20 protein-coding genes are annotated in these 22,588 nt (G+C 68.7%); 11 read left to right on the forward strand and 9 right to left on the reverse strand.

Features of this window, described 5'->3' with window-relative positions; genetic code table 11:
* Positions 1-2: 2 nt before the first annotated feature.
* The gene (locus CAL29_RS11070; protein ID WP_094853093.1) at positions 3-650 is read right to left on the reverse strand and encodes a DedA family protein; all 648 of its coding nucleotides are present in this window, start codon (positions 648-650) and stop codon (positions 3-5) included.
* 202 nt (positions 651-852) lie between these two features.
* On the opposite strand from CAL29_RS11070, the gene CAL29_RS11075 reads away from it, so the two are divergent.
* Complete coding sequence (locus CAL29_RS11075) at positions 853-1,584, forward strand: FadR/GntR family transcriptional regulator (protein ID WP_179283981.1); 732 nt, start codon at positions 853-855, stop codon at positions 1,582-1,584.
* 25 nt (positions 1,585-1,609) lie between these two features.
* On the opposite strand, the gene CAL29_RS11080 is transcribed toward CAL29_RS11075, so the two are convergent.
* The gene (locus CAL29_RS11080; protein WP_094853095.1) at positions 1,610-2,572 is read right to left on the reverse strand and encodes a tripartite tricarboxylate transporter substrate binding protein; all 963 of its coding nucleotides are present in this window, start codon (positions 2,570-2,572) and stop codon (positions 1,610-1,612) included.
* Between the two features lie 207 nt (positions 2,573-2,779).
* Here CAL29_RS11080 and CAL29_RS11085 point away from each other — a divergent pair, with 207 nt between their 5' ends.
* The 7 genes from CAL29_RS11085 (at position 2,780) to CAL29_RS11115 (ending at position 10,028) form a co-directional block, all read left to right on the forward strand.
* Positions 2,780-3,751 carry a dihydrodipicolinate synthase family protein gene (locus CAL29_RS11085; protein ID WP_094853096.1) on the forward strand — a complete coding sequence of 324 codons (972 nt, stop codon included), beginning with the start codon at positions 2,780-2,782 and terminating at the stop codon, positions 3,749-3,751.
* Between the two features lie 70 nt (positions 3,752-3,821).
* The gene (locus CAL29_RS11090; protein ID WP_094853097.1) at positions 3,822-4,607 is read left to right on the forward strand and encodes an SDR family oxidoreductase; all 786 of its coding nucleotides are present in this window, start codon (positions 3,822-3,824) and stop codon (positions 4,605-4,607) included.
* A 14-nt stretch (positions 4,608-4,621) separates the two neighbouring features.
* Positions 4,622-5,596 carry a threo-3-hydroxy-L-aspartate ammonia-lyase gene (locus CAL29_RS11095; RefSeq protein WP_094853098.1) on the forward strand — a complete coding sequence of 325 codons (975 nt, stop codon included), beginning with the start codon at positions 4,622-4,624 and terminating at the stop codon, positions 5,594-5,596.
* Positions 5,597-5,640: 44 nt separating this feature from the next.
* On the forward strand, positions 5,641-6,849 hold the full coding sequence (locus CAL29_RS11100) for an amino acid aminotransferase (RefSeq protein ID WP_094853099.1): 1,209 nt from the start codon (positions 5,641-5,643) through the stop codon (positions 6,847-6,849).
* A gap of 68 nt (positions 6,850-6,917) precedes the next feature.
* Positions 6,918-7,961: a hydroxyacid dehydrogenase gene (locus CAL29_RS11105; protein WP_094853100.1), complete on the forward strand. Its 1,044-nt coding sequence runs from the start codon at positions 6,918-6,920 to the stop codon at positions 7,959-7,961.
* A gap of 31 nt (positions 7,962-7,992) precedes the next feature.
* Positions 7,993-8,928: an ornithine cyclodeaminase family protein gene (locus CAL29_RS11110; RefSeq protein ID WP_094853101.1), complete on the forward strand. Its 936-nt coding sequence runs from the start codon at positions 7,993-7,995 to the stop codon at positions 8,926-8,928.
* A 119-nt stretch (positions 8,929-9,047) separates the two neighbouring features.
* Positions 9,048-10,028, forward strand: a complete 981-nt coding sequence (locus CAL29_RS11115) for a Bug family tripartite tricarboxylate transporter substrate binding protein (RefSeq protein ID WP_094853102.1) — start codon at positions 9,048-9,050, stop codon at positions 10,026-10,028.
* Between the two features lie 53 nt (positions 10,029-10,081).
* Here CAL29_RS11115 and CAL29_RS11120 read toward each other — a convergent pair whose 3' ends face one another.
* The 4 genes from CAL29_RS11120 to CAL29_RS11135 all read right to left on the reverse strand — a co-directional run bounded on the left by CAL29_RS11120 (position 10,082) and on the right by CAL29_RS11135 (position 14,688).
* On the reverse strand, positions 10,082-11,023 hold the full coding sequence (locus CAL29_RS11120) for a bifunctional helix-turn-helix transcriptional regulator/GNAT family N-acetyltransferase (RefSeq protein WP_094853103.1): 942 nt from the start codon (positions 11,021-11,023) through the stop codon (positions 10,082-10,084).
* Positions 11,024-11,118: 95 nt separating this feature from the next.
* Positions 11,119-12,315, reverse strand: a complete 1,197-nt coding sequence (coaBC, locus tag CAL29_RS11125) for a bifunctional phosphopantothenoylcysteine decarboxylase/phosphopantothenate--cysteine ligase CoaBC (protein ID WP_094853104.1) — start codon at positions 12,313-12,315, stop codon at positions 11,119-11,121.
* 78 nt (positions 12,316-12,393) lie between these two features.
* Entirely contained in the window at positions 12,394-13,614 is a 1,221-nt protein-coding gene (locus CAL29_RS11130; RefSeq protein ID WP_179283982.1) for an aminotransferase class V-fold PLP-dependent enzyme, read from the reverse strand.
* A gap of 96 nt (positions 13,615-13,710) precedes the next feature.
* Positions 13,711-14,688: a Bug family tripartite tricarboxylate transporter substrate binding protein gene (locus tag CAL29_RS11135; protein ID WP_179283983.1), complete on the reverse strand. Its 978-nt coding sequence runs from the start codon at positions 14,686-14,688 to the stop codon at positions 13,711-13,713.
* A 118-nt stretch (positions 14,689-14,806) separates the two neighbouring features.
* Here CAL29_RS11135 and CAL29_RS11140 point away from each other — a divergent pair, with 118 nt between their 5' ends.
* The gene (locus CAL29_RS11140) at positions 14,807-15,727 is read left to right on the forward strand and encodes a LysR substrate-binding domain-containing protein (RefSeq protein WP_094853107.1); all 921 of its coding nucleotides are present in this window, start codon (positions 14,807-14,809) and stop codon (positions 15,725-15,727) included.
* Between the two features lie 15 nt (positions 15,728-15,742).
* Here the strand turns inward: CAL29_RS11140 and lspA are convergent, their stop codons facing one another.
* Genes lspA through CAL29_RS11155 form a run of 3 tightly spaced genes read right to left on the reverse strand, consistent with a single transcriptional unit; the run spans position 15,743 to position 20,106 of the window.
* A complete protein-coding gene (gene lspA, locus CAL29_RS11145) occupies positions 15,743-16,297 on the reverse strand; it encodes a signal peptidase II (protein ID WP_094853108.1) in 555 nt (184 codons plus the stop codon).
* Positions 16,290-19,151: an isoleucine--tRNA ligase gene (ileS, locus tag CAL29_RS11150; RefSeq protein ID WP_094853109.1), complete on the reverse strand. Its 2,862-nt coding sequence runs from the start codon at positions 19,149-19,151 to the stop codon at positions 16,290-16,292. Before ileS ends, lspA begins: the two co-directional genes overlap by 8 nt.
* Positions 19,141-20,106 (reverse strand): bifunctional riboflavin kinase/FAD synthetase, encoded by a 966-nt coding sequence (locus CAL29_RS11155; protein WP_094853110.1) that lies wholly within the window; start codon positions 20,104-20,106, stop codon positions 19,141-19,143. The genes ileS and CAL29_RS11155 overlap by 11 nt, the downstream gene beginning before the upstream one ends.
* A gap of 141 nt (positions 20,107-20,247) precedes the next feature.
* Here CAL29_RS11155 and purN point away from each other — a divergent pair, with 141 nt between their 5' ends.
* Together purN and CAL29_RS11165 are read left to right on the forward strand one after the other, a co-directional pair.
* The gene (gene purN / locus CAL29_RS11160; protein ID WP_373559779.1) at positions 20,248-20,847 is read left to right on the forward strand and encodes a phosphoribosylglycinamide formyltransferase; all 600 of its coding nucleotides are present in this window, start codon (positions 20,248-20,250) and stop codon (positions 20,845-20,847) included.
* Positions 20,848-21,100: 253 nt separating this feature from the next.
* The gene (locus CAL29_RS11165; protein ID WP_094854019.1) at positions 21,101-22,480 is read left to right on the forward strand and encodes an RsmB/NOP family class I SAM-dependent RNA methyltransferase; all 1,380 of its coding nucleotides are present in this window, start codon (positions 21,101-21,103) and stop codon (positions 22,478-22,480) included.
* The last annotated feature ends 108 nt before the right edge of the window (positions 22,481-22,588 follow it).

A 22,588-nucleotide genomic window follows, 5' to 3' on the forward strand; every position in this document is an offset into this window, starting at 1 on the left:
TCTCAGTGTTTCGCGCGCCGGGCGCCGGCGGGCTGGCGGCGCGGGCGCAGCAGGGTGGCCAGCAGCCAGAGCCCCAGCATGACCGATATGCCGACGCCGATCAACATCACGACCTGGCCGCCGCCGCCCGCCAGGCCGTCCTCCATGCCACGCGCGGCCAGGTAGCCGGGCGCCAGCATGGCCGGCATCCAGACCAGGGCCGACAGCACATTGGCCAGTTGGAAGCGGCCCTGCGGCATGCCCATGACGCCGGCCACGGTGGGAATGACGGCGCGCAGCGGGCCCAGGAAGCGGCCCAGCAGCACGGACGCGAAACCGTACCGGTAGAAGAAGAGGCGCGCCCGCGCCACGGTCTGGCGCTGGCGGTCCAGCGGCCGGCGCCGCAGGATGCCCGGGCCCAGCCAGCGTCCCAGGCCGTAGGAAATCGCGTCCCCGACGACCGCGCCGGCCACGCCCCAGGCAAGGATGGTCCAGCCGTCCAGCGCGCCGCTGCCCACCAGTCCCCCGGTCACCAGCATGAGGGCCGTGGCCGGCACGAACAAGCCGACCAGCACCAGCGACTCGCCCAGGGTCAGCAGGCCCGTGACCAGGCCGGCCCACTCCTGGTGGGTCTCGATGAACTGCCGAACCTGTTCGATGAAATCTGCCATGCCGGGCCTCTGGCCGCAGGCGGGAACGCTGCGGGATGGCGTTATCTTAACCGTCGTTGCATGTCACGCTCGCGTCATGGGGGTTTGTGCGCGTCGCGGCGACAACGGCAACAATGTTCGTGGCGCGGCGCGCGGATGCCGCGCTGCGACGGCGAAGCGCCGGGACCTTTCCCGCCTGCCCATTCCCTTACAATGCGCGCCTATGGATTCAACTTCCGTTCCTGCCCAACCGCAGAAGGCGAAACGCCGGCTTTACGAGGCGGTTTTCGAGACCCTGGCCAGCGAGATCCTGACCAACGTGCTGCCGCCGGGCAGCGCGCTGCCAGTGGATATGGTGCTGAGCCAGCGCTTCGCGGTGAGCCGCACGGTCATCCGCGAGACCATCCAGGTCCTGGCTAGCGTCGGCCTGGTGGACGTGCGCCATGGCGCCGGCACCTACGTGAACGATTCCCAGCATTGGGACCTGCTCGATCCCCACTTGCTGAACCTGATCGGCAAGACCGGCACCATCGGTCTGCTGATCGACGACCTGCTCGATATCCGGCGCATGTTCGAGGTCGAAGCCACGGGGTTGGCGGCCAAGCGCGCGACGCGGCAGGAGGTCGATGAATTGCAGGCCCTGGTGGATCGCATGCGCGATCCCGCGGCGACGGAGCAGGATCACCTGGACCTGAACCTGGAGTTCCACAGCCTGCTGGTGCAAGCGTCGCACAATCGCATCCTGCGCGGCTTGCGAGAACAGTTGCGCGGGGTGCTCAGCGTCATGATGAACGCGCGGCAGAGCCAGGCCGACGCGGAAATGCGCATCGTCTCCACGGCGATGCACCAGATGATCGTCGACAGCATCCGGGAGCGTCGTCCCGATCGCGCCCGCGCGGTCATGCTCGCGCATGTGCAGGGCGCGGAGCGGTCCCTGCAGCAACGCGAGGATTGAAGGCGGCGCGCGGCGCCGCGCGCTGCTATTCGATCTTGATGTTCTGCGTCTTGATGACGTGGCCCAGGCGGTCTATTTCGCCATAGAACTGTTTGTTGAAGGCCTCGGGGCCCTGCGGCGCCATCACGAATCCCATGCTTTCCGCCCGCTTGACGAATTCCGGCTTGCTGGCCGCCGCGAGCACCGCGTCGGCGATTTTCCGGATGACCGGCGCGGGCGTGCCTCCCGGCACCATGACGCCGGTCCAGCCCTCCATGACCGCGCCCTGGTAGCCCGCTTCGCCCGTCGTCGGCACATTGGGATAGTCCGCCAGGCGCTTGTCCGACGAGACGGCGAGCAGTCTCAGTTTTCCGCTGTCGATGAAAGGCTTGGCCTCGCTGATGGTGACGTTGATGAAGTCCAGTTGGCCTCCCATCAAATCGTTCAAGGCGGGCATCCCGCCCTTGTAGGGAATGTGGTTGGCCTTGAATCCGGCGCTGGCCTCCAATAGCGCGGTGCCGATGTGGGAGGGCGAGCCGTAGCCGCTGCTGCCGTAGTTGAGGCTCTTGCCGCCCTTGGCCGCGTTCACCAGTTCCTGCAGCGAGTGGTAGGGGGAGTTGGCGGGCACCGCCACGCCCATCGGGGTCACGGCAAGCCGCGCGACGGGCACCAGGTCCTTCCTGATGTCGAAGGGCATCTTCGGCTGCAACGTGGCGTTGGCCGCGAGCATGATGGACACGGCCAGCCACGTCTGCCCATCCGGCGCGGACCGGGCCACCACGTCCGCGCCGATGACGGTGTTTCCGCCCGGACGGTTGTCGATCACGATGGGCCGGCCCAGCTTGTCGCCTATCCCCTGGGCCACCATCCGGGCCATGTTGTCGATCAGACCGCCGGGCGGCGCCGGCACCACGTAGCGCACCGTACCCGTCGGTTGCGCATGGGCCGCACTGGCCAGCCCGGCCGCGAGCAGGCCGGCGCACAGGCGCTTCAGGACTTTCTTGAACATGGGCATGTCTCCTCGATGGCGGCGTCGTCGCGCCGAATTGATTTGCTTTGCAGCCTAAGTCATATTATCTTTACGGTCAACATTGTGTGAATGATTAGAGCAATATTCAATTTATATCCTGGTAAATATAGAAATATTGCTCAATTTTTACGCCATTATCGAAATTCACACGAACAATAGATATTATTTCTAATCGACGAGACGCCTATGCCACTCCTGACCCGCGACGCCAAGGGCGTCTACCCGATTTCCATCACTCCCTTCCATGACGACGGCGCGATCGACCTGGCGGGCATGGACAGGCTGGTCGACTTTTTCCTGCAATGCGGCGTTCCCGGGATCACCGTCCTGGGCGTGCTGGGCGAGGCGAACAAATTGTCCGAAGAGGAAGGCCTGGGCCTGTTGGGCCACGCCCTGCGCCGGGTGAACGGACGCGCGCAGGTCATCGCCGGCGCGGGGCACGTCGGTTTCGACAACCTCGAACGCTTCGCGGGCCGCGCCATGGAGGCGGGCGCCGCCGGCCTGATGATCGCGCCGGCCCCGGGCCTGAAAACCGAGGAACAGGTATTCGCCTATTTCGACGCGTTGACCCGCCGCATCGGCGAAGCGACGCCAGTGGCGCTGCAGGACTATCCGCAGCACACGGGGGTGTTCCTGTCCGCGGGCACACTCGGCGCCCTGATCGAGCGCCATCCGGGCATCAAGGTGGTCAAGCACGAGGAGTCCTCCGCGCTGCGCAAGATCTCGCGCTTGCGCGCGCAGGAGGCGGAAGGCCGGCGCGGGCGCGTCAGCATCCTCGTGGGCAACAGCGGCATCCACCTGCCGCAGGAGCTGCATCGCGGCGCCGATGGCGCCAACACCGGCGTGGCCTTTCCCGAAATGCTGGTGGAGGTATGCCGGCGTTTCTCCGTGGGAGAGGCCGCCGCGGGTGAGGATCTTTATGACCTGTTCCTGCCGCTGGTCCGCCATGAGCAGCAGCCCGGCATCGGATTGGCCATCCGCAAGGAAATCTTCCGCCGGCGCGGCCTGATTGCGTCGGCCCGCGTGCGGGCGCCCGGTCCCGCGCTGGACGCGGACGACCACGCCGAGCTCGGCCTGCTGCTGGATCGGCTGGATCGCAAGCTGCGCGACGCGGGCGAGGCGGGCGTGATCGAGGCATATCCCGTGGCGGCCGAATAGCGCGCCCCTCGGAAACGCGGCGCCGGCCCCGCCGGCGCGCGGTTCATCAACCCATCACAAGGAAACCACGATGGATCTTGGAATCAAGGGCAAGACCGCCCTCGTGCTCGGCGCCGGCGGCGGGCTTGGGTCGGCGGTGTGCCTCGCGCTGGCGCGCGAAGGCGTACGCATCGCGCTGGCCGACGTGAATGCCGATGCGCTGGACGCCACGCGGGCGCGGCTGGCCGAAACGGGCGTCCCCGTCGCCGCGCGCGTGTGGGACCTGTCCGCGGTCGACCGGATCGACGAGCATCTCGCCGCCATCGAGGCCGCGCTGGGGCCTGTCGATATCCTGTTCAACAACACGGGCGGGCCCGCGCTGTCGCCCGCGCACGTGTGCCAAGAGGACGTGTGGGAACAGCAGTTTCGCGCCATGGCCTTGTCCGTCATGGCCATCACCGCCAAGGTGTTGCCCGGCATGCGCGAACGCCGCTGGGGGCGCATCGTCACCAGCGCCTCTTCGGGCGTGGTGGCGCCCATCCCCAATCTCGCGGTATCCAACGCGCTGCGGCTGGCCCTGGTCGGATGGAGCAAGACGCTGGCGCGCGAAGTGGCGTCCGACGGCGTGACGGTCAACGTGGTGGTCCCGGGCCGCGTCGCGACGCCACGCGTGCGCTTCCTCGACGAGGCCAAGGCCAAGCGGGACGGCATGAGCGCGAACGACGTCGCCGCCCAGAGCATGGCCTCGATTCCGGCGGGCCGCTACGGGACGCCGGAGGAGTACGCGCACGCCGTCGCATTCCTCGCCAGCGCCGGCGCCTCTTATGTCACCGGCACGCAATTGCGCGTGGACGGCGGCCTGCTCGCCAATATCTGAGTTCCGGAGCCTCCATGACCATACCTTCCCTCGCGGACGTGCGCACGGCCGCCGCAACCCTGGCCGGGGTGGCGCATCGCACGCCGGTGCTGACGTCGGCGACTCTCGATGAACGGCTGGGCGCGCAAGTCTTTTTCAAGTGCGAGCAATTCCAGCGCATGGGCGCGTTCAAGTTCCGCGGCGCCTACAACGCCATATCGCAATTGACCGCGGCGCAACGGCAAGCGGGCGTGCTGACGTATTCGTCCGGCAACCATGCCCAGGCCACGGCCTTGAGCGCCCGGCTGCTCGGCGCGCCCGCGCTGATCCTGATGCCGCACGATTCGGCGCGGGCCAAGGTCGACGCCACGCGCGGCTACGGCGCCGAGGTCATTTTCTACGACCGTTTCGAGGTGGACCGCGACGAGCTGGGACGCCGGCTATGCGCCGAGCGCGGCCTGACCATGATCCCGCCGTATGACGATCCCGCCATCGTCGCCGGACAGGGCACCGCCGCGCTGGAGTTGCTGGAGGACGCGCCCGGCCTGGACATCGTCATCGCCAGTCTCGGCGGCGGCGGCCTGCTGTCCGGCACGGCCGTCGCGGCGCGCGGGCTGCTGCCGGACTGCCGCGTCGTCGGCGTGGAACCCACGGCCGGCGACGACGGCCTGCAATCCTTGCGGGCGGGCAGGATCGTGCGCATCGCGCCGCCGCGCGGCCTGCCCGAGGGCGCGCTGGCGACGCACGTCGGCGCCCTCAATTTCGAGGTGATGCGGGCCTTGGTCGACGACGTGGTGACGGTGGACGACGACCAGATCGTCGCCGCCCTGCAATTCTTCGCGCAACGCATGAAGCTGGTGGTCGAACCCACCGGCGCCATGCCGCTGGCCGCCTTGCTGGCGGCCCGGCTGCCCGTGCGGGGCAAGCGGGTGGGGGTGGTGATCAGCGGCGGCAACGTCGACCTCGCGCGCCTGTCCACGCTGCTGGCGATGCCCGTTGCCGCGGCTTGAGCCGGCTTGATCATGCCGGTTTGAACAATTCAAGGAGACGAACGATGAGCGAACTTTTTTCGGGCATACCCAGCGCGCCGCTGGATCCGATCATGCGGCTGTTCGAGGCCTACAACGCCGACCCGAGCGATCGCAAGCTCAACCTGGTGGTCGGCGTCTATACCGACGCCGAGGGCCGCATTCCGGTCCTGCGCGCGGTCCGTCAGGCCGAGGACGACTGGGTCGCCCAGGGACGGCCCAAGAATTATCGTCCGATCGAGGGCACTCCCGGCTACCGGCAGGGCGTGCAGGCCTTGCTGTTCGGCGCGGATTCGGAAGTCGTCCGGACCCGGCGCGCGACGACCCTGCAAAGCGTGGGCGGCACCGGCGCCCTGAAAATAGGCGCGGACGTGCTCAAGCGTATCGCGCCCGACGCCACCGTCGCGATCAGCGCGCCCAGTTGGGAGAATCACCGCGCGCTATTCGAGGCGGCCGGTTTTCCCGTGGTGGAGTATCCGTACTACGACCCCGCCGCTCATGCCGTGCGATTCGACGCCATGGTGGACTTCCTGCGGCGCCTGCCCCAGGGCAGCATCGTGGTCCTGCATGCCTGCTGCCACAATCCCACCGGCAACGATCTCGATGCGGCGCAGTGGCGCACGATCGTGGACGTCTGCACCGAGCGCAAGCTGACGCCCTTTGTCGACATCGCCTACCAGGGCTTTGGCGACGGGCTGGCCGAGGACGCGTTGGCCGTGCGGCTTTTCGCCGAGGCCGGGCGCGACTTCTTCGTCGCCAGCTCTTTCTCCAAATCGTTTTCACTCTATGGCGAGCGCGTCGGCGCCGTGACCATCGTCTGCGCCGACCCCGCGGACACGCCTCGCGTCGAGGCCCTGGCCAAGCGGCTGGTGCGCACCAACTATTCCAATCCTCCCACGCACGGCGCCGCCATCGTCGAGACGGTGTTGCAAACGCCGGCCCTGCGGCGGTCGTGGGAGGACGAGCTCGAATCCATGCGCACGCGAATCCGGGACATGCGCCTGCGGCTGGCGCAAGGCCTGGCGAGCAGGGCGCCCGGGCGTTCGTTCCAGTTCATCGTCGACCAGAAGGGCATGTTCTCGTATTCCGGGCTGGGCGCCGAGGAAATAGGGCGGTTGCGGACCGAGGACGGGATTTATGCCCTGGATACGGGGCGCATCTGCGTGGCCGCGCTGAACGACGGCAACATCGATCGCGTCGTCGACGCGATCGGGCGCGTGCTGCGCGCCGGCTGACTTGCCCACGACCCGCCGAGCCGAGTTCCCCCGTAGGGAACCGGCCGCGGGGAATCAGGAGACAGGAAGTGGCTGCAAGCAAACTCGTCGTTCGTTTCGATCTATGGATCGATCCCGCCTTCGACGCGGGCCTGGCCCGCGACCCGGAGATATCCCTGCGCGTCGCCGCCGTGCGGGGCGCTCGGGAAGACGCCTGGGCGCTGCTGCGCGAGGCGCGCGTCTATCACGTCTCGCCCGCGCGCAACGAGCTGCCCGCGCACTGGCTGGCCGATGAACCCTTGTTGCGCCAGTGCCCCGGCCTGCTTTGCGTTTCTTCCGGCGGCGCCGGCCACGACACCGTCGACGTGCAGGCCTGCACGCGCGCCGGCGTCGTGGTGGTCAACCAGGCCGGCGGCAATGCCGCCGCCGTCGCGGAGCATGCCCTGGGCCTGATGATCGCGGTGTCGCGCCGCATCGCCGAGTCCGACCGCAAGCTGCGCGGCTTGCGCGGTTTTTCGCGCGAATCGGTGATGGGGCACGAGATAGGCGGCAAGGTGCTGGGCCTGGTCGGCATCGGTCACGCAGGCACGCGAACCGCGGCGCTGGCGCGCGCCTTCGGCATGCAGGTGCTCGCCTTCGATCCCTTGCTGAGCACGGCGCAGGTCGAGGCGCGCGGCGCCCGCGCGGTGGACTTCTCGACCTTGCTGCGGGTGTCCGACATCGTCTCCTTGCACTGCCCGCGGGACGCCGCCACCCAGGGCATGTTCGATGCGGCCGCTTTCGCCGCCATGAAGCCCGGCGCGCTGTTCATCAGCACGGCGCGCGGCGGCATCCACGACGAGGGCGCGCTGCACGCGGCGCTGGCCGGCGGCCATCTTGCGGGCGCCGGCCTGGACGTCTGGGAGCCGGAACCGCCGCCCCTGGACCATCCGCTCCTGGCCCTGGATAACGTGGTGGCGACCTTCCATACCGCCGGCGTCACCCACGAAGGCCGGCGCAACGTCGCCGCAATGGGGGCCGAGCAGATCGTCGACCTTTTAAATGGCGGCCGGCCGGCGCGCCTGGTCAATCCTGAAGTCTGGCCCTTGTACGCGCGACGCTATCGCGACACCTACGGCCGCGCGCCGGATTGAAGTTTCCCTAGCCCTATCTGCGAGAGTACGCATGGAATTCATCCCCGAGGCGCGTTCCGCCGAACTGATTTCCCACGAGCTGGCCTATGACGCCATCCGCGACGCGTTGATTGCCGCGGCCGATCCCGACAGCGTGGTGTTTCCCGCCGTCATCGCGCATGGTTCCGACCGGGCCAATCGCTTTTCGGTCAAGGCGGGGGCCACTCGCGCCACGGCGGGCGTCAAGATGGGTTTCAACTGGCCGTCGAACAAAGCGCTGGGCATGCCGAGCCACAACTCCATCATCGTGATCTTCGATCAATCGGTGGGGCGTATCACGGCGGTCATCGAAGCCGGGGTGGTCAACGCCTACCGCACCTCCGCCGCCGACGCCGTGGCCGTCGACGCCCTGGCGCGGCCGGACGCCAGATGCCTCACCGTATTCGGCGCGGGGAACCAGGCGGGCTATGAATGTCTCGCGCTCGCGCGCATCCGGCCGATCGAGGAAATCCGCGTCGTCAACCGCGATGCCGAGGAGGCGCGGATCTTCGTCGAGCGGCTGGCCAGGCATGGGCTGCGCGCGACCTTGGCGGAGGCGGAGGAGGGCTGCCGCGCGGCCGACATCATCGTCACCGCCACGCCTTCCCGCGCGCCGCTGTTCGAGGCGGCCTGGGTGCGTCCCGGCGCCCACGTGTCGACCATGGGCGCGGATTCCCAGGGCAAACAGGAGGCGCCGGTGGCCTTGCTGGAGCGTGCGTCGCTGTTCTGCGACCTGCCGGAGCAGTCCACGCGCATCGGCGAATTGCAGCATCTGGCGGGGCCGATCGCCGCGGGCGACAAGCCGCTTACCGCCGTGGGGCGCGTCCTGGCCGGCACGGCGCCGGGGCGGCAATCCGATGAGGAGATCACGCTATTCGACAGCTCCGGCATTGCCTTGCAGGATCTCTACATCGGCGAGCGCATTCTCGCCGCGCACCATGGGCGCTGATCCTCGACCCTGCCGCGCGCGAGCCTTGCCCCGCCGGGCCGATTCCCCCGGCCGGCGGCATGGATGGATAATCACTGCTACAACCGCGTAGACGCGGGTCAAACGAGGAGACAACTGAAGTGCGTACTTTTACCAAACGGCTGGCCATGCTGGCCGCGGCGGCGGTCGTCGCCCTGCCGGTGGGGGCCGCGACGGCCCAGTCGAATTATCCGGCCAAGCCCATCTATATCGTGTCCAGCTTTCCGCCGGGCTCCATCTCGGACACGCTGTCGCGCGTCGTCGGCGAGAAGATGGGGCGGGACCTGGGGCAGTCCGTCGTGGTCGAGAACAAGCCAGGCGCCAATGGGGCGGTCGGGGCCATTTACGTGGCGCGGGCGAAGCCTGACGGCTACACCCTGCTCATGGGCACCAATTCGATCAATGCGATCAATCCCAGCCTGTTCAAGCAACTGAACTACGCGCCGGAAAAGGATTTCGCGCCGATAGGGATGGTGGCGGAGATTCCCGCGGTGCTGGTGGCGCGCAAGGGTTACGCCAGCGGCGACCTGGCGGCGACGCTCGCCGATGCACGCAAACGCGGCGCGACGATGAGCATCGCCACCGGCACGGCGACGGCGCAGGTGGCGGCCGCGATGCTGGGCAAGAAGGCGGGCGTCAAGGTGTTGAACGTTCCCTATCGCGGCGAGCCGCTGGGCTTGACGGATCTGCTGGGCGGCCAGGTGGACCTGATGATCCTCAACCTGCCCGTCGCCTATTCGTACATCAAGAACGGGCAGATCAAGGGATTGGCGATCCTGGCCGATAAGCGCGCGCCCGCGCTGCCGGACTTGCCCTCGATCAGCGAAAGCCTGCCCGGTTTTTCCATCCCGACGGGATGGAACGCGCTGTTCGCGCCGGCCGGGACGCCGCCCGCCATCGTGCAAAAGCTGGCGGCCAGCCTGGCGCAGGCCTTGAAGCAGGACGACGTGCGCAAGCAGATCGAGGCCGCGCCGGGCACCATGGTGTCCTTCCTCGCGCCCGATGCCCTTACCGCCCGCGTCGAAGCCGACACCCGGCAATGGGCGGAGATGATCCGCGCGGCGGGCATCGAACCGCAATAAGCAGGGGACCGGCAGCAGGGGACCGGCGCGCCCGGTGCATGAAGGCGTACCGTTCAGGGGCGGGGCCTCGTAAAACGCTGTTCCAGGACTTCCTTGCCCCATTGCGCGCCGGGGCGTTCCTCCGCCAGCGCGAAGCCCCGGGTTTCATAGAGGTGGCGCGCGGCGTGCAGGCCCGCGAAGGTCCATAGATGGGTTTCGGCGTAGCCGCTCGCGTCGGAAAAGGCCAGGGCCGCGTCCAGCAATTTCCGTCCGGCGCCGCCGCCGCGCGCGTCGTCGTCGACGATGAACCAGCGCAGGTGCGCGATGTCCGCCTCCATGTCCTCGCCGTCGATCGCCACCGAGCCGACGATGTCGCCATGCCGGCGGGCCGTCCAGATCGCGTTCCGCGGGTTCCCCAGGCGATTGCAGAAGTCCGCCAGCCCGCTCGCCACCACCGACTCGAAACGCTGGCCGAAGCCCGATTCCCGCGCGTAATAGCGCGCGTGCATGTCCGTGATACGCGCGATGAGGCCGGGCCTGTATCCACGAACGACTTCGATGGCCGGGGCGGCGCCGGCTCCGTCCGTGGCAGCGCCGAGGGCCTGGGTGTAAAGACGCATCCCCTCTAGCACGGCGCGGCCCTCGCCGGGTTGCAGGCGTTCCAGGGCGCTGACGACCTGGGCGCGCGCAAAGCCGTGGATGGCGGCCACGCGCTTCCTGCCGGCCGCGGTCAGGGACAGCAGCTTGACGCGGCCATCGTCTTTGCCGGCGGCTTCCCGCACGTCGCCGGCCTCCACCAGCTTGCGCAGCATCCGGCTGACGCTGGATTTTTCCAGCCGCAGGCAGGCGCCGAGGTCGCGGGCCGTGACGCCGCCCCGTTCGATCTCGATCAGGGCATGCACGGCGGACGGCGAGAGGTCGGTGCCGGCGAAGTTGCCGCCCATGAAGCCGAATTCCCGCACCATCGTGCGAGAGACGGCGCGGATTTCCTCGACCAGGGAAGGATCGGTAGCCATTTCGTAGACGCGCTTAGGCGGAAAGTTGCAGGATACAACCATATGGGTGTGTCATACAACCATGTCCGCATGACCGTGCCTGCGCGACCGGCGCCTCAGCGCGGCAGGCGTGTCGCGATTTCCGCGATCAACCGCCGCGCCGCGTCCAGCTTGCCGGCGGCGGGCAGGGCATGTTCGCCTTGCTCGTCGAACAGCACCAGGCGGGTGTCGTCGGCATCCATGACCTCGTGCGCGAGGTTGCCGACCAGCAGGGGGATGTTCTTGCGCTTGCGCTTGGCCTGGGCGTATTCGGAGAGGTTTTCGGTCTCCGCCGCGAAGCCCACGCACCACGGGCCGCCCTCCAGGCGCGCGACGTCGGCGAGGATATCGGGGTTCGGCTCGAATTCCAGCACCGGCGCGCCGGCGCCGCCTTCGGTCTTCTTCATCTTCTGCGCGGCGGCGTTCCTGACGTGCCAGTCCGCCACCGCGGCCACGGCGATGAAGAGATCGACCTGGCGCGCCTGGGCCATGACGGCCTGGTGCATTTGCCGCGCGGTCTGCACGGGGTACAGGTCGACGCCGCGCGGCGCGGGCAGGGAGGTCGGGCCGCTGACCAGGGTGACCTGGGCGCCGGCTTCGCGCGCCGCGCGCGCCAGCGCGTAGCCCGTCTTGCCGGAGGACCGGTTGCTGATGACCCGCACCGGGTCGATGGGCTCGACCGTGGGCCCGGCGGTGAGCAGCACGCGCTTGCCGGCCAGGGGCTTGGGCTGGAAGAAGGCGATGAGGTCCGCCAGGATTTCATGGGGCTCGATCATGCGGCCGTCGCCGATTTCGCCGCACGCCTGGTCGCCCGCCGCCGGGCCGAGGATGGCGATGCCGTCCTCGACCAGTTGCGCGGCGTTGCGCTGGGTGGCGGGGTTGGCCCACATTTCCCGGTTCATGGCCGGCACCACGAGGAGGGGACAGGCGCGGGCCACGCATAGCGTGGACAGCAGGTCGTCCGCCATGCCGTGCGCCAGCTTGGCCATGAAATCGGTGCTGGCGGGCGCGACCAGGATGGCGTCCGCGCCGCGGCTCAGGTCGATGTGCGGCATATTGTTGGCGATGCGCGCGTCCCAGGTGCTGACGAAGACCGGCCGGCCGGACAAGGCCTGCATGGTCACCGGCGTGATGAACTGGGTGGCGGCCTCCGTCATGACCACGTCGACGGTGGCGCCTTGCTCGGTCATGCGGCGGACGAGCTCGGCGATCTTGTAGCAGGCGACGCCGCCGGTGAGGCCGAGGACAATGCGTTTTTGGGCAAGATCTTGCATGGGGCGCCGACGGGGACGGAGGATGGTAAGAGGTCAATTATCCGTCAAATCCGCGGCGCCGCACCACAGGGGTGCTTGCTAGGGCCGGTGGCCGCCGGTGTCGGCCAGGGCGGCGCGGGTGGCGGCCACCGCGGCGTCGACGTCGTCCTGGTTGTTGTAGAGGTGCAAGGAGTAGCGCAGCAGGCTGCCCCGCACCGTGGCGTGGACCTTGCGCGCTTTCAGGCCGTCGAGGACGCCGGCCGCGCGCCGCGCGTCGCCCCGGAAATCGACGCAGACGATGTTCGACGGCCGGGCGCTCGCATGGCGCACGACGGCGGCGCCCGCTTCTTGCAGGCCATCCGCCAGGCGCCTGGACAGGCCCGTCACGTAATCGTCGATGCGCCGCGTCCCGTGCGACAGCAGCAGGTCCAGGCTTTCCCCCACCAGCGCGGCGGCCAGGAAGTTGTAGTTGCCCAGGTCGAAGCGCAGCGCGGCGTCGCGGTAGCGGATGGCGCCGGGATCGTAATCGGCCTCGTGCTGCGCGACGATGTCGACGCCGAAGCGCGCCAGGCCCTGCGGCCGCATCCTGTCCGCCCAGGCGCGCCGCACGTACAGGAAACCCATGCCGTACAAGGCGCAAAGCCCTTTCTGCGTGCTCGCCGCGAGCGCCCCGATGGGCTGGGCGGCCACGTCCAGGTGCGCGATGCCCACGGACTGCGCCGCGTCCACGACGAACAGGGTGCCGCGCTGCTCGCAGGCGCGGGACAAGGCCTCCAGGTCGGCCCGGAAGCCCGGCTTGAACGAGGTGCCGGAGACCGTCATGACCTTCGGGGCGCGGCCGGGGCGGGACAGATGTTCGAGGGCGGCCGCGGTGGGAAAGGCGCCGCCGTCGGCGGGCAGGTCCGTCACGATGACGCCGCGGGCCTCCAGGTTGCGCCAGGCATAGATGTTGTTGGGGTGCTCGACCGCCGAACAAAGCACCACTTCATCGCCGCTTTCCCACGCCAGCGCGCCGGCGACGATATTGAGTCCTTCGGAAACGTTCTTCGTAATGGCGATCTCGTCCGCGTCGGCGCCGATGAGCCGCGCGAATTTCCCGCGCGCGGCTTCGACCAGCGCGAAGTAATGTTTCTTGTCCGCGATGCCTTCGATGCGGTCTTGCAGGTGCCGGGCGGCCAGGTCCCTGGCGCTGCCCAGGATCAGGCCGCGGCTGGCGACGTCCATGTAGACCTTGTCGAGCGCGCCCGGAAACCTGTGCCGGGTTTGTTCGAAGGTGGGCGCGTGCGGGATGTCTTGCGTGTCTTGGGCGGGATGGTTCATGAACGGCATGGGGTGTGCGGTTGAGCGGAGGGAAGGGATGAGGGGCAGGCGGAACGGCCGGCCGGATTGCCGGCCGGATCCGCGCCGCCCGTGAAATCAGTTCGTCACGATGCCGGAGGTGGAAACCACGTTCTTCCACAAGGCGCTCTCGGCCTGCACTTTCTCCATGCCGCCGGCCGTGCGGGGATCCAGGGCGTCGATACCCAGTTCGTCCAGTTTCTGGTGGACGGACGCATCCTTGAGCGTCGCCTGTAGCGCCGTCTTCAGCGTGTCCAGCGCCGGCCCGGGAATATCGCTGGGCGCGAGCAGCGCGAACCAGTAGCTGGCCTCGAAGTTGGCGACGCCGGACTCGGCGAAGGTCGGCACCTCGGCGAAGCGGGCGTCGCGTTTCGCGCCGGATTGGGCCAGCACCGCGATCTTGCCGCTGGCGCTGTACGCGGCGCCGGAAGCGGGGTTGGAGAGCACCAGGTCGATGTGCCCGGCCATCAGGTCGGCCAGCGCGGCGGAGGCGCCCTTGTAGGGAATGACTTGCAGCTTGACGCCCGCCCGGGCCTGGAAGAGCTCCGTCATGAGATGGCTGGGCGAGCCCTGGCCCGTGCCGACGGAGAATTTGCCGGGCTGCGCCTTCGCTTTTTGCAGCAGGTCGCGCAGCGACGCGATGCCGGACGACTTGCTGGCGAACAGCATGACCCGCGAATCGCCGATGAAGCCGACCATGGAGAAGTCCTTGACCGCGTCGTAGGAAAGCTGGCTGAACATGGCCGGCGCGACGGCCTGGGCATTGTCCGCGAGCAGCAGGGTATAGCCCTCCTGCCCGCGCCGACCCGCGTATGCCGTGCCTATGGTGGCGCCGGCGCCCGCGCGGTTCTCGACGATGAACGATTGCTTCAGCTCCTCGCCCATTTTCTGGCCGATCAGGCGGGCCACCGCGTCGGAGCTGCCGCCGGCGGAGTAGGGCACAATCAGATTGACGGGCCGGCTGGGATAGTCGTCGGCATGCGCGTTCAGCGAGGCCGCGAGGCCGGCGATCAACGCCGTTTTCTTGACCAGACGCCAGATGGGTCCAAAATTCATGGCTTTCATATGCAGGGTTCCCCGGTGTTTTTCATGGCGCGCGGCCCGGTGGGCGGCGCGGGGATCAACAATAGGCTTGCCCCGTTTCGGCGGCCAATGAATAAAGACGGTGCCTGATATGCGTTCCTCGAATACCTTCCCGCTACAGCGCATGCCCTCCCTGCGTTCCCTGCTGGTGTTCGACACCGTGGCGCGGCATCTGAACCAGGTCCGCGCGGCGGAAAGCCTGTCCTTGACGCAGAGCGCATTGAGCCGCCAGATCAAGGCGCTGGAGGATCACCTGGGCGTGGCCCTGTTCGAACGCAATTCGCGAGGCTTGAAGTTCACGCAGGAAGGCGAACTGCTGTACGACTTCACGCGGCGCTCCTTCGAACTGCTCAACGAAGGCCTGGGCCGGCTGGTGCTCGACGTCGAGCGGCAGACGCTGGTGGTTTCCGCCGCGCGCAGCTACGCCGAGCGCGTGCTGGCGCCCCGGCTGGGCGATTTCGTCCGCGCCCATCCATGGATCGACGTGCGCATCGACGTGCACCGCTACTACGCGGATATCGAAGCCTCGGGCGCGGATATTTCCGTGCGGCTGGGAGACGGCAACTGGCCCGGGTACGACGCGCTGCGCTTGTCGGAAGACGGCTTGATTCCGGTGTGCGCGCCCGCCGTCGCGCAGGCCTTGCGCGGCGGCGAGCCCGGCGACGTCGCCGGGCATCTCGTCTTCCGCAACGTGGAGCGCGACTATGTCGAACAATGGAATCGATGCAACGCGCAGGCCGCGTTCGTGAACGAGCATGCCGTCTTGAAGTTCAACGACTCCACGACCCTGCTGTCCGCGCTGGAGGCGGGGCAGGGCGTCACGGTGGCGCGCATGTCGCTGGTCGCGGACGCGCTGGCGCGCGGCGTGCTCGTGCGCCTGTGGTCGGGGGAGGCCAGGGACGACCTGGATTACTACGCCATCAGCGCGCAGCGCACCGCCCACCGCAGCGCGACGGTCCTGTTCATGGAATGGCTGCGGGAGACCCTGATCCGCCCGCGCGCGGGCGCGTGACGGACCGGGGGGATTTCAGGCGGCCTTGGGCTTGCGCATCCGCAGCAGCTCGTCCAGGACGAGCAGGATTGCGCCGCAGGTGATGCCGACGTCGGCCAGGTTGAAGGCCGGGTAGTACCAGTCCTTCCAGTAGAACAGCAGGAAGTCGATGACGTGGCCGTAGGCCACGCGGTCGATCACGTTGCCCAGGGCGCCGCCCAGGATCATGGCCAGGGCCAGGGACAGGCGCGGCTGGCGGCCCGCCGTGCGGCGCAGGATGAAACCGATCACCAGCGCCGCGACGATGCCCAGCGCCGTGAAGAACCAGCGCTGCCATCCCGGCTGGCTGGCCAGGAAGCTGAACGCCGCCCCCTGGTTGTAGACCAGGGTCAGGTCGAAGACCGGCAGGACGTTGATGCGCTGGGCATAGGTCAGGGCCTGGTCCAGGTAGAGCTTGGTCGCCTGGTCCAGGACGATGATGGCCAGGGCGATCGCCAGCCAGAATCCCAGGCCCCGGCCGCGCGGGCGGCCCTGGGATTCGGCCAGGCCCGGGTTCCGGCCGGCGGACGGCTGCGGCGTGGCGTCAGGCATGGTCGCGTTTCTCTCCGGCGCCGAACAGGTTGCTGACGCAGCGGCCGCAGATCAGCGGATGCGCCTTGTCGGTGCCCACGTCGGCGCGGTAGTGCCAGCAGCGTTCGCACTTGGCGTGCGTCGACGGCGTGATGCGGATATCGAGCTCGTCGGCGCTTTCGTGGACGTCGGCGCGCGAGACGATCAGCACGAAGCGCAGGTCGTCGCCCAGGCTGCGCAGCAGCGCCAGGTCTTCGCCCGCCGCGTCGATGTCGACTTCGGCCTGTAGCGAGGAGCCGATGTTGCCGGCCGTCCGCACTTCCTCCAGCTTGCGCAGGACGTCGGCGCGTATGGCGCGCAGGCGCGCCCACTTGGCCGGCAGCGTGTCGCCCTCGGCCAGCGGCGGCAGCAGGTGGAAGACCTCGGTGAAGATGGTGGTGCGGGCGGCGTCGGCCTGGTGCTTCAGCGCCGAATCGACCAGCACTTTCCAGGCTTCTTCCGCCGTGAAGGACAGGATGGGCGCCATCAGCTTGATCAGCGCCTGGGTGATCTCCACCAGGGCGGTCTGGGCCGAGCGGCGCGCCTTGCTGGCCTTGCCGGTGGTGTAGAGGCGGTCCTTGAGGATGTCCAGGTAGAAGGCGCCCAGGTCCTCGGAACAGAAGGTTTGCAGGCGGGAAACCGCCGGGTGGAAGTCGAAATTCTCGTAGTTGGCCAGCACCTCGGCCTGCATCTGCGCCGTCATCGCCAGCGCGTAGCGGTCGATTTCCGTCAGCTCGGCGTAGGGCACGGCGTCGGCCGTGGCGTCGAAATCGGCGACGTTGGCCAGCAGGAAGCGCAGTGTGTTGCGGATGCGGCGATAGCTCTCCACCACGCGCTTGAGGATTTCGTCGGAGATCGACAGTTCGCCCGAGTAGTCGGTCGACGCCACCCACAGGCGCAGGATTTCCGCGCCCAGGGAATCGGAGACCTTCTGCGGCGCGATGACGTTGCCGACCGACTTGCTCATCTTGCGGCCCTGGCCGTCGACCACGAAGCCGTGCGTCAGCAGCGCCTTGTAGGGCGGCTGGCCGTAGAGCATGCAGCCGGTCAGCAGCGAGGAATGGAACCAGCCGCGATGCTGGTCCGAACCTTCCAGGTACAGGTCCGCCGGCCACCCCAGCTCTTCGCTGTGCATGCCCTTGTAGGCCCCGTCCTTGCCGCCCAGCACGGTGGCATGGGTGCTGCCGGAGTCGAACCACACGTCCAGCGTGTCATGGCTCTTTTCGTAGAGATCCGCGTCGTCGCCGATCAGCTCGCGCGCATCCAGCGATTGCCAGGCCTCGATGCCGCCTTCTTCGACGCGCTGCGCGATCTGCTCCAGCAGTTCGAGCGTGCGCGGATGCAGCGTGCCGTTTTCCTTGTGCACGAAGAAGGCCATGGGCACGCCCCACTGGCGCTGGCGCGATAGCGTCCAGTCCGGCCGGTTGGCGATCATGGCGTGCAGGCGGGCGCGGCCCCAGGCGGGATAGAAGGCGGTGGCGTCGATGCCGGCCAGCGCCGATTCGCGCAGGGTGGGGCCGCCGTCCTTCGGCTCGACGTCCATGCCCGCGAACCACTGGTTGGTGGCCCGGTAGATGATGGGCGTCTTGTGGCGCCAGCAGTGCATGTAGCTATGCTTGTGCTTTTCGACGTGCATCAGCGAGCCGGCCTCGCGCAGCGCCTCGATGATCTTGGGATTGGCGTCCCAGATCGACAGCCCGCCGAACAGCGGCAGGCCGGGGGCGTAGCGGCCGTCGCCCATGACGGGGCTCAGCATGTCTTCGTCGCGCATGCCGTGCGCCTTGCAGGACACGAAGTCCTCGATACCGTAGGCCGGCGCCGAGTGGACCACGCCGGTGCCGGAGTCGGCCGTGACGTAGTCGCCCAGGTAGACGGGCGCCACGCGGTCGTAGCCGGGGTCGACGTGCGCCAGCGGATGCTTGAAGACGATGCCGTCCAGCTTGGCGCCCGGCGCGGTGGCGATGACTTCGCCTTGCAGGCCCCACTGTTGCAGGCAGGCCTCGACCCGTTCGCGCGCCAGCAGCAGCAGCGGGCCGTTGGCCGGCGCGGGCGTCGCGCGCACCAGCGCGTACTCGATTTCCGGATGCAGGTTCAACGCCTGGTTCGACGGGATGGTCCAGGGCGTGGTGGTCCAGATGACGATGGCGCCGTCTTCCACTTGCGGCAGGCCGAAGGCGCGCGCCAGGGCGTCCTTGTCGGCGAAGCGGAAGGCCACGTCGACCGCCGGGTCGACGCGGTCGGCGTACTCGACCTCGGCTTCGGCCAGCGCCGAGCCACAGTCGAAACACCAGTTGACCGGCTTCAGGCCACGGAACACGTAGCCCTTTTCCATGATGTGGCCGAGCACGCGGATCTCGTTGGCCTCATTGGCATGGCGCATGGTCATGTAGGGACGGTCCCAGTCGGCCAGCACGCCCAGGCGCTTGAAGTCCTTTTTCTGGCGGTCGATCTGCTCCAGCGCGTAGGCGCGCGCCTTCGACTGCATCTCGGCCACCGGCAGGTTCTTGCCGTACTTCTTCTCGATCTGGATCTCGATGGGCATGCCGTGGCAGTCCCAGCCGGGCACGTAATGCGCGTCGTAGCCGGCCATGTTGCGGCTCTTGACGATGATGTCCTTCAGGATCTTGTTGACCGCGTGACCGATGTGGATATCGCCGTTCGCGTAGGGGGGGCCGTCGTGCAGCACGAAGCGCGGGCGGCCCTTGCTGGCGGCCCGGATGGCCTGGTAGACGCGGTTCTCCTCCCATTCGGCGATCCAGGCCGGCTCGCGCCTGGCGAGGTCGCCCCGCATGGGGAAGGAGGTGTCGGGAAGGTTGAGGGTCTTTTTAGAGTCCATGAACGGCAAAATAGGCGCGTGCATTACGCGCGTCGTCGGCGATGGCGGCGGTCAGGGTGGGGAGATCGGGGAACTTTTCTTCGTCCCGCAGCTTGTGCAGGAATTCAACCCGCACGAGTTTACCGTATGCGTCCACGCGCTCGTCGAGCAGGTGTGCTTCGAGCAGCACGCGGCCGTGGTCCTGGACGGTGGGGCGCACGCCCAGGCTGGCGACGGCGGGCAGGGCGCGGTCGGCCAGGCCGTGCACGCGCACCACGTAGATCCCGGAGCGGGCGGCGCAGCGCTCGGCCACGCGCAGGTTCAGGGTGGGGAATCCCAGGGTGCGGCCCAGTTTCTGGCCGTGGATGACGTGGCCGCTCAGGTGGTAGGCGTGGCCCAGCAGGTCGCCGGCCCGGGCCAGGTCGCCGACGGCGAGGGCCGTGCGCACCTCGGAACTGGAAATACGGTGGCCGTGGGTGTCGGTGACGTCCTCCAGGATTTCCACCTGGAAGTCGTAGCGGACGCCCGCGGCGACCAGTTGCTCGACGTCGCCCCGGCGCTTGCGGCCATAGCGGAAATCCGGCCCGACCAGCACCCGGCGCGCGCCCAGGCCGCGCACCAGCAGGCGTTCCACGAAGGTTTCGGGCTCCATGTCGGCCAGCCGGGCGTTGAAACGCTCGACCACCACCTGCTCGACCCCGGCGCGGGCCAGGGCGTCCAGCTTGTCGCGCAGGCCGGAAATCCGGGTCGGGGCCAGTTCCGGGCGCTGGTTCAGCTTGGCGAAATACTCGCGCGGATGCGGCTCGAAGGTCATGACCGTGGGCGTCAGGCCGTGTTCCAGGCTGATGCCGCGCAGGCGCGCCAGCATGGCTTGATGTCCCCGGTGGACCCCGTCGAAATTGCCGATGGTCAGGGCGCAGGGCCGGCGCGCGGCGGGCGGGGGCAGGGAGCGGAAAATATGCAGCGATGGTTTCACGACGTAGAGTTTACAATTTTGCACCGGGCTGTTCCTCGCCCACCGCTTACTGTTTTCACTGGAAGTCCTATCTTGGCGCAATCCGCTCCAGACACCGGCCGGCGCCGGATCGTCATTCTCATCTCCGGGCGCGGCAGCAATATGAGCTCGCTGGTCGACGCCTGCGGGCGCGAGGGCTGGCCGGCCGACATCGTCGCCGTCATCGCCAACCGGCCGGACGCGGCCGGCCTGGCCTGGGCGCGCGAGCGCGGCCTGCCCACGGCCGCCGTCAACCACCGCGACTACGATGGCCGGGAGGCCTTCGACGCCGCCCTGGCCACGGAAATCGACCGCTATGCCCCGGATTTCGTCATCCTGGCCGGCTTCATGCGGGTGCTGACCCCCACTTTCGTCAACCACTACGCCGGCCGGCTGGTCAATATCCATCCGTCCCTGCTGCCCGCCTTCCCGGGCCTGCATACCCATGCCCAGGCGCTGGCGACGGGGGTGAGGGCGCACGGCTGCACCGTCCATTTCGTCACGCCGCTGCTGGATCACGGTCCCATCATCGCCCAGGGCTGGGTGCCCGTCCTGGCCGGCGACACGCCGGAATCCCTGGCCGAACGCGTGCTCCAGGTGGAGCATCGGGTCTACCCGGCGGCGGTGCGCTGGCTGGCCGAAGGCCGGGTGAGCGTGACCCCCGACCACCGGGTCGAAGTGCGAGGCGAGCCGGACCGGCTGTTCGGGCTGGCCGCCGGATAGGACCGGCCGCCGGCCTGCCGGTCGTCGTTGCCGTATTTTTTGAATTGCGGGTCGCGCATCGCGCCCGCCCTCTGGGATCACCATGAATAATCCGCGAAATTCCAACCGCCGTTCCACCGGTCCGCGCCAGGGAGCCGTCTCCCGGGGAGGCGCCGCCCGGCCGGCCTCGCGCGGCGCGCGCGGGCCGCGTTCCGGCGGCATGGACGCCGCCCCTCCGTCCATCGCCGGCGTGCGCATCGACCAGGTGCAGAACGTGCTGGGAGAAATCCTCCAGTGGGCATGGCCGGCCGACGCGACGCTGTCGCGCTGGCTGCGCGCCCACCGCGAACTGGGTTCGCGCGACCGCGCCGAGGTCGCCGAGGCGGTATTCGACGTGCTGCGCAACCTGCGCCGCTACCGCCAGTTCGGCGAGAGCGGCGTCGGCCCGGCCTCGCGCCGGCTGGCGGTGCTGGGCCTGGCGGCGACGCTGGGCCGCGCGGAGCTGGAGCCCGGCCTGGCGCCGGCCGAGGCCGACTGGCTGGACCACGTCGCGAATATCGATCCCGCCTCCCTGCCGCGCGCCGTGCGCGAAAGCCTGCCGGACTGGCTGGACGAACGCCTGGGCGGCCTGGAAGACGCCGACGCGCTGATCGAGGCCCTGAACCAGCAGGCGCCCCTGGACATCCGCGTCAACCCGATGAAGGCCGACCGCGACGAAGTGCTGGCCGCGATGCAGAACGGCCCCGAGTCCCGCTACCTGCCGCAGGCGTCGGCGTATTCGCCCTGGGGCATCCGCCTGCAGGGCCGGCCGGCCGTCAACCGCTGGCCGCTGTTCGAATCCGGCGGCATCGAAGTCCAGGACGAGGGCAGCCAGTTGCTGGCCCTGCTGGTGGCGCCGCGCCGCGGCGAGATGGTCATCGATTTCTGCGCCGGCGCGGGCGGCAAGACCTTGCTGCTGGGCGCGCTGATGCGCTCCACCGGCCGCCTGTACGCCTTCGACGTATCGGCGGCGCGCCTGACCCGCGCCAAGCCGCGCTTTGCCCGCAGCGGCCTGTCCAACGTGGTTCCCGTCGTCATCGACGGCGAGAACGACACCCGCGTCAAGCGCCTGGCCGGCAAGGCCCAGCGCGTGCTGGTCGACGCGCCTTGCAGCGGCATCGGCACGCTGCGCCGCAATCCCGACCTCAAGTGGCGCCAGCATCCGGACGCCCTGGCCGAGCTGTGCACGCTGCAATCGCGCATCCTGTCGTCGGCCGCGCGTTGCGTCGCCCCCGGCGGCCGCCTGGTCTACGCCACCTGCAGCCTGCTGCCGGAGGAAAACGAGGCGCAGGCGGAAATCTTCCTGGCCTCGCATCCGGACTTCGAGCGCGTGGACGCCGCCGCCTTGCTGACGGCGCGCTGCGACGGCCTGATCCTGGCCGGGCCCTACGTCCAGTTGCGTCCCGACGTCCACGGCACCGACGGCTTCTTCGCGGCCGTCTTCGAACGCCGCAAGACGCCGGCGCGCGCCGCCGAGGAAGAGGCCGAGGCCGTCGTCAAGGCCGCCGCCGCGCTCGACGCCGGGGAGGCCAGCACCGTGGGCGAGGAGGCGGGCGAGGAAGTCGAAAAGGTCCAGGTTCCGGAGGCCGGCCAGCCTCCCGCCGGCAAGGACTGACCGGCGTAGGGCGGTGGCGCGGGGACATGCCGGGAAGCATCGTGGCGGGCATGTCCTCTTTCAAAACGGCGCGGCTCGTTTTCAAAGGCGCCGTCGTTACGGCTGCTT

It is taken from the genome of Bordetella genomosp. 10, from assembly GCF_002261225.1.
In the GTDB taxonomy this organism is placed as follows: Bacteria; Pseudomonadota; Gammaproteobacteria; order Burkholderiales; family Burkholderiaceae_B; genus Bordetella_C.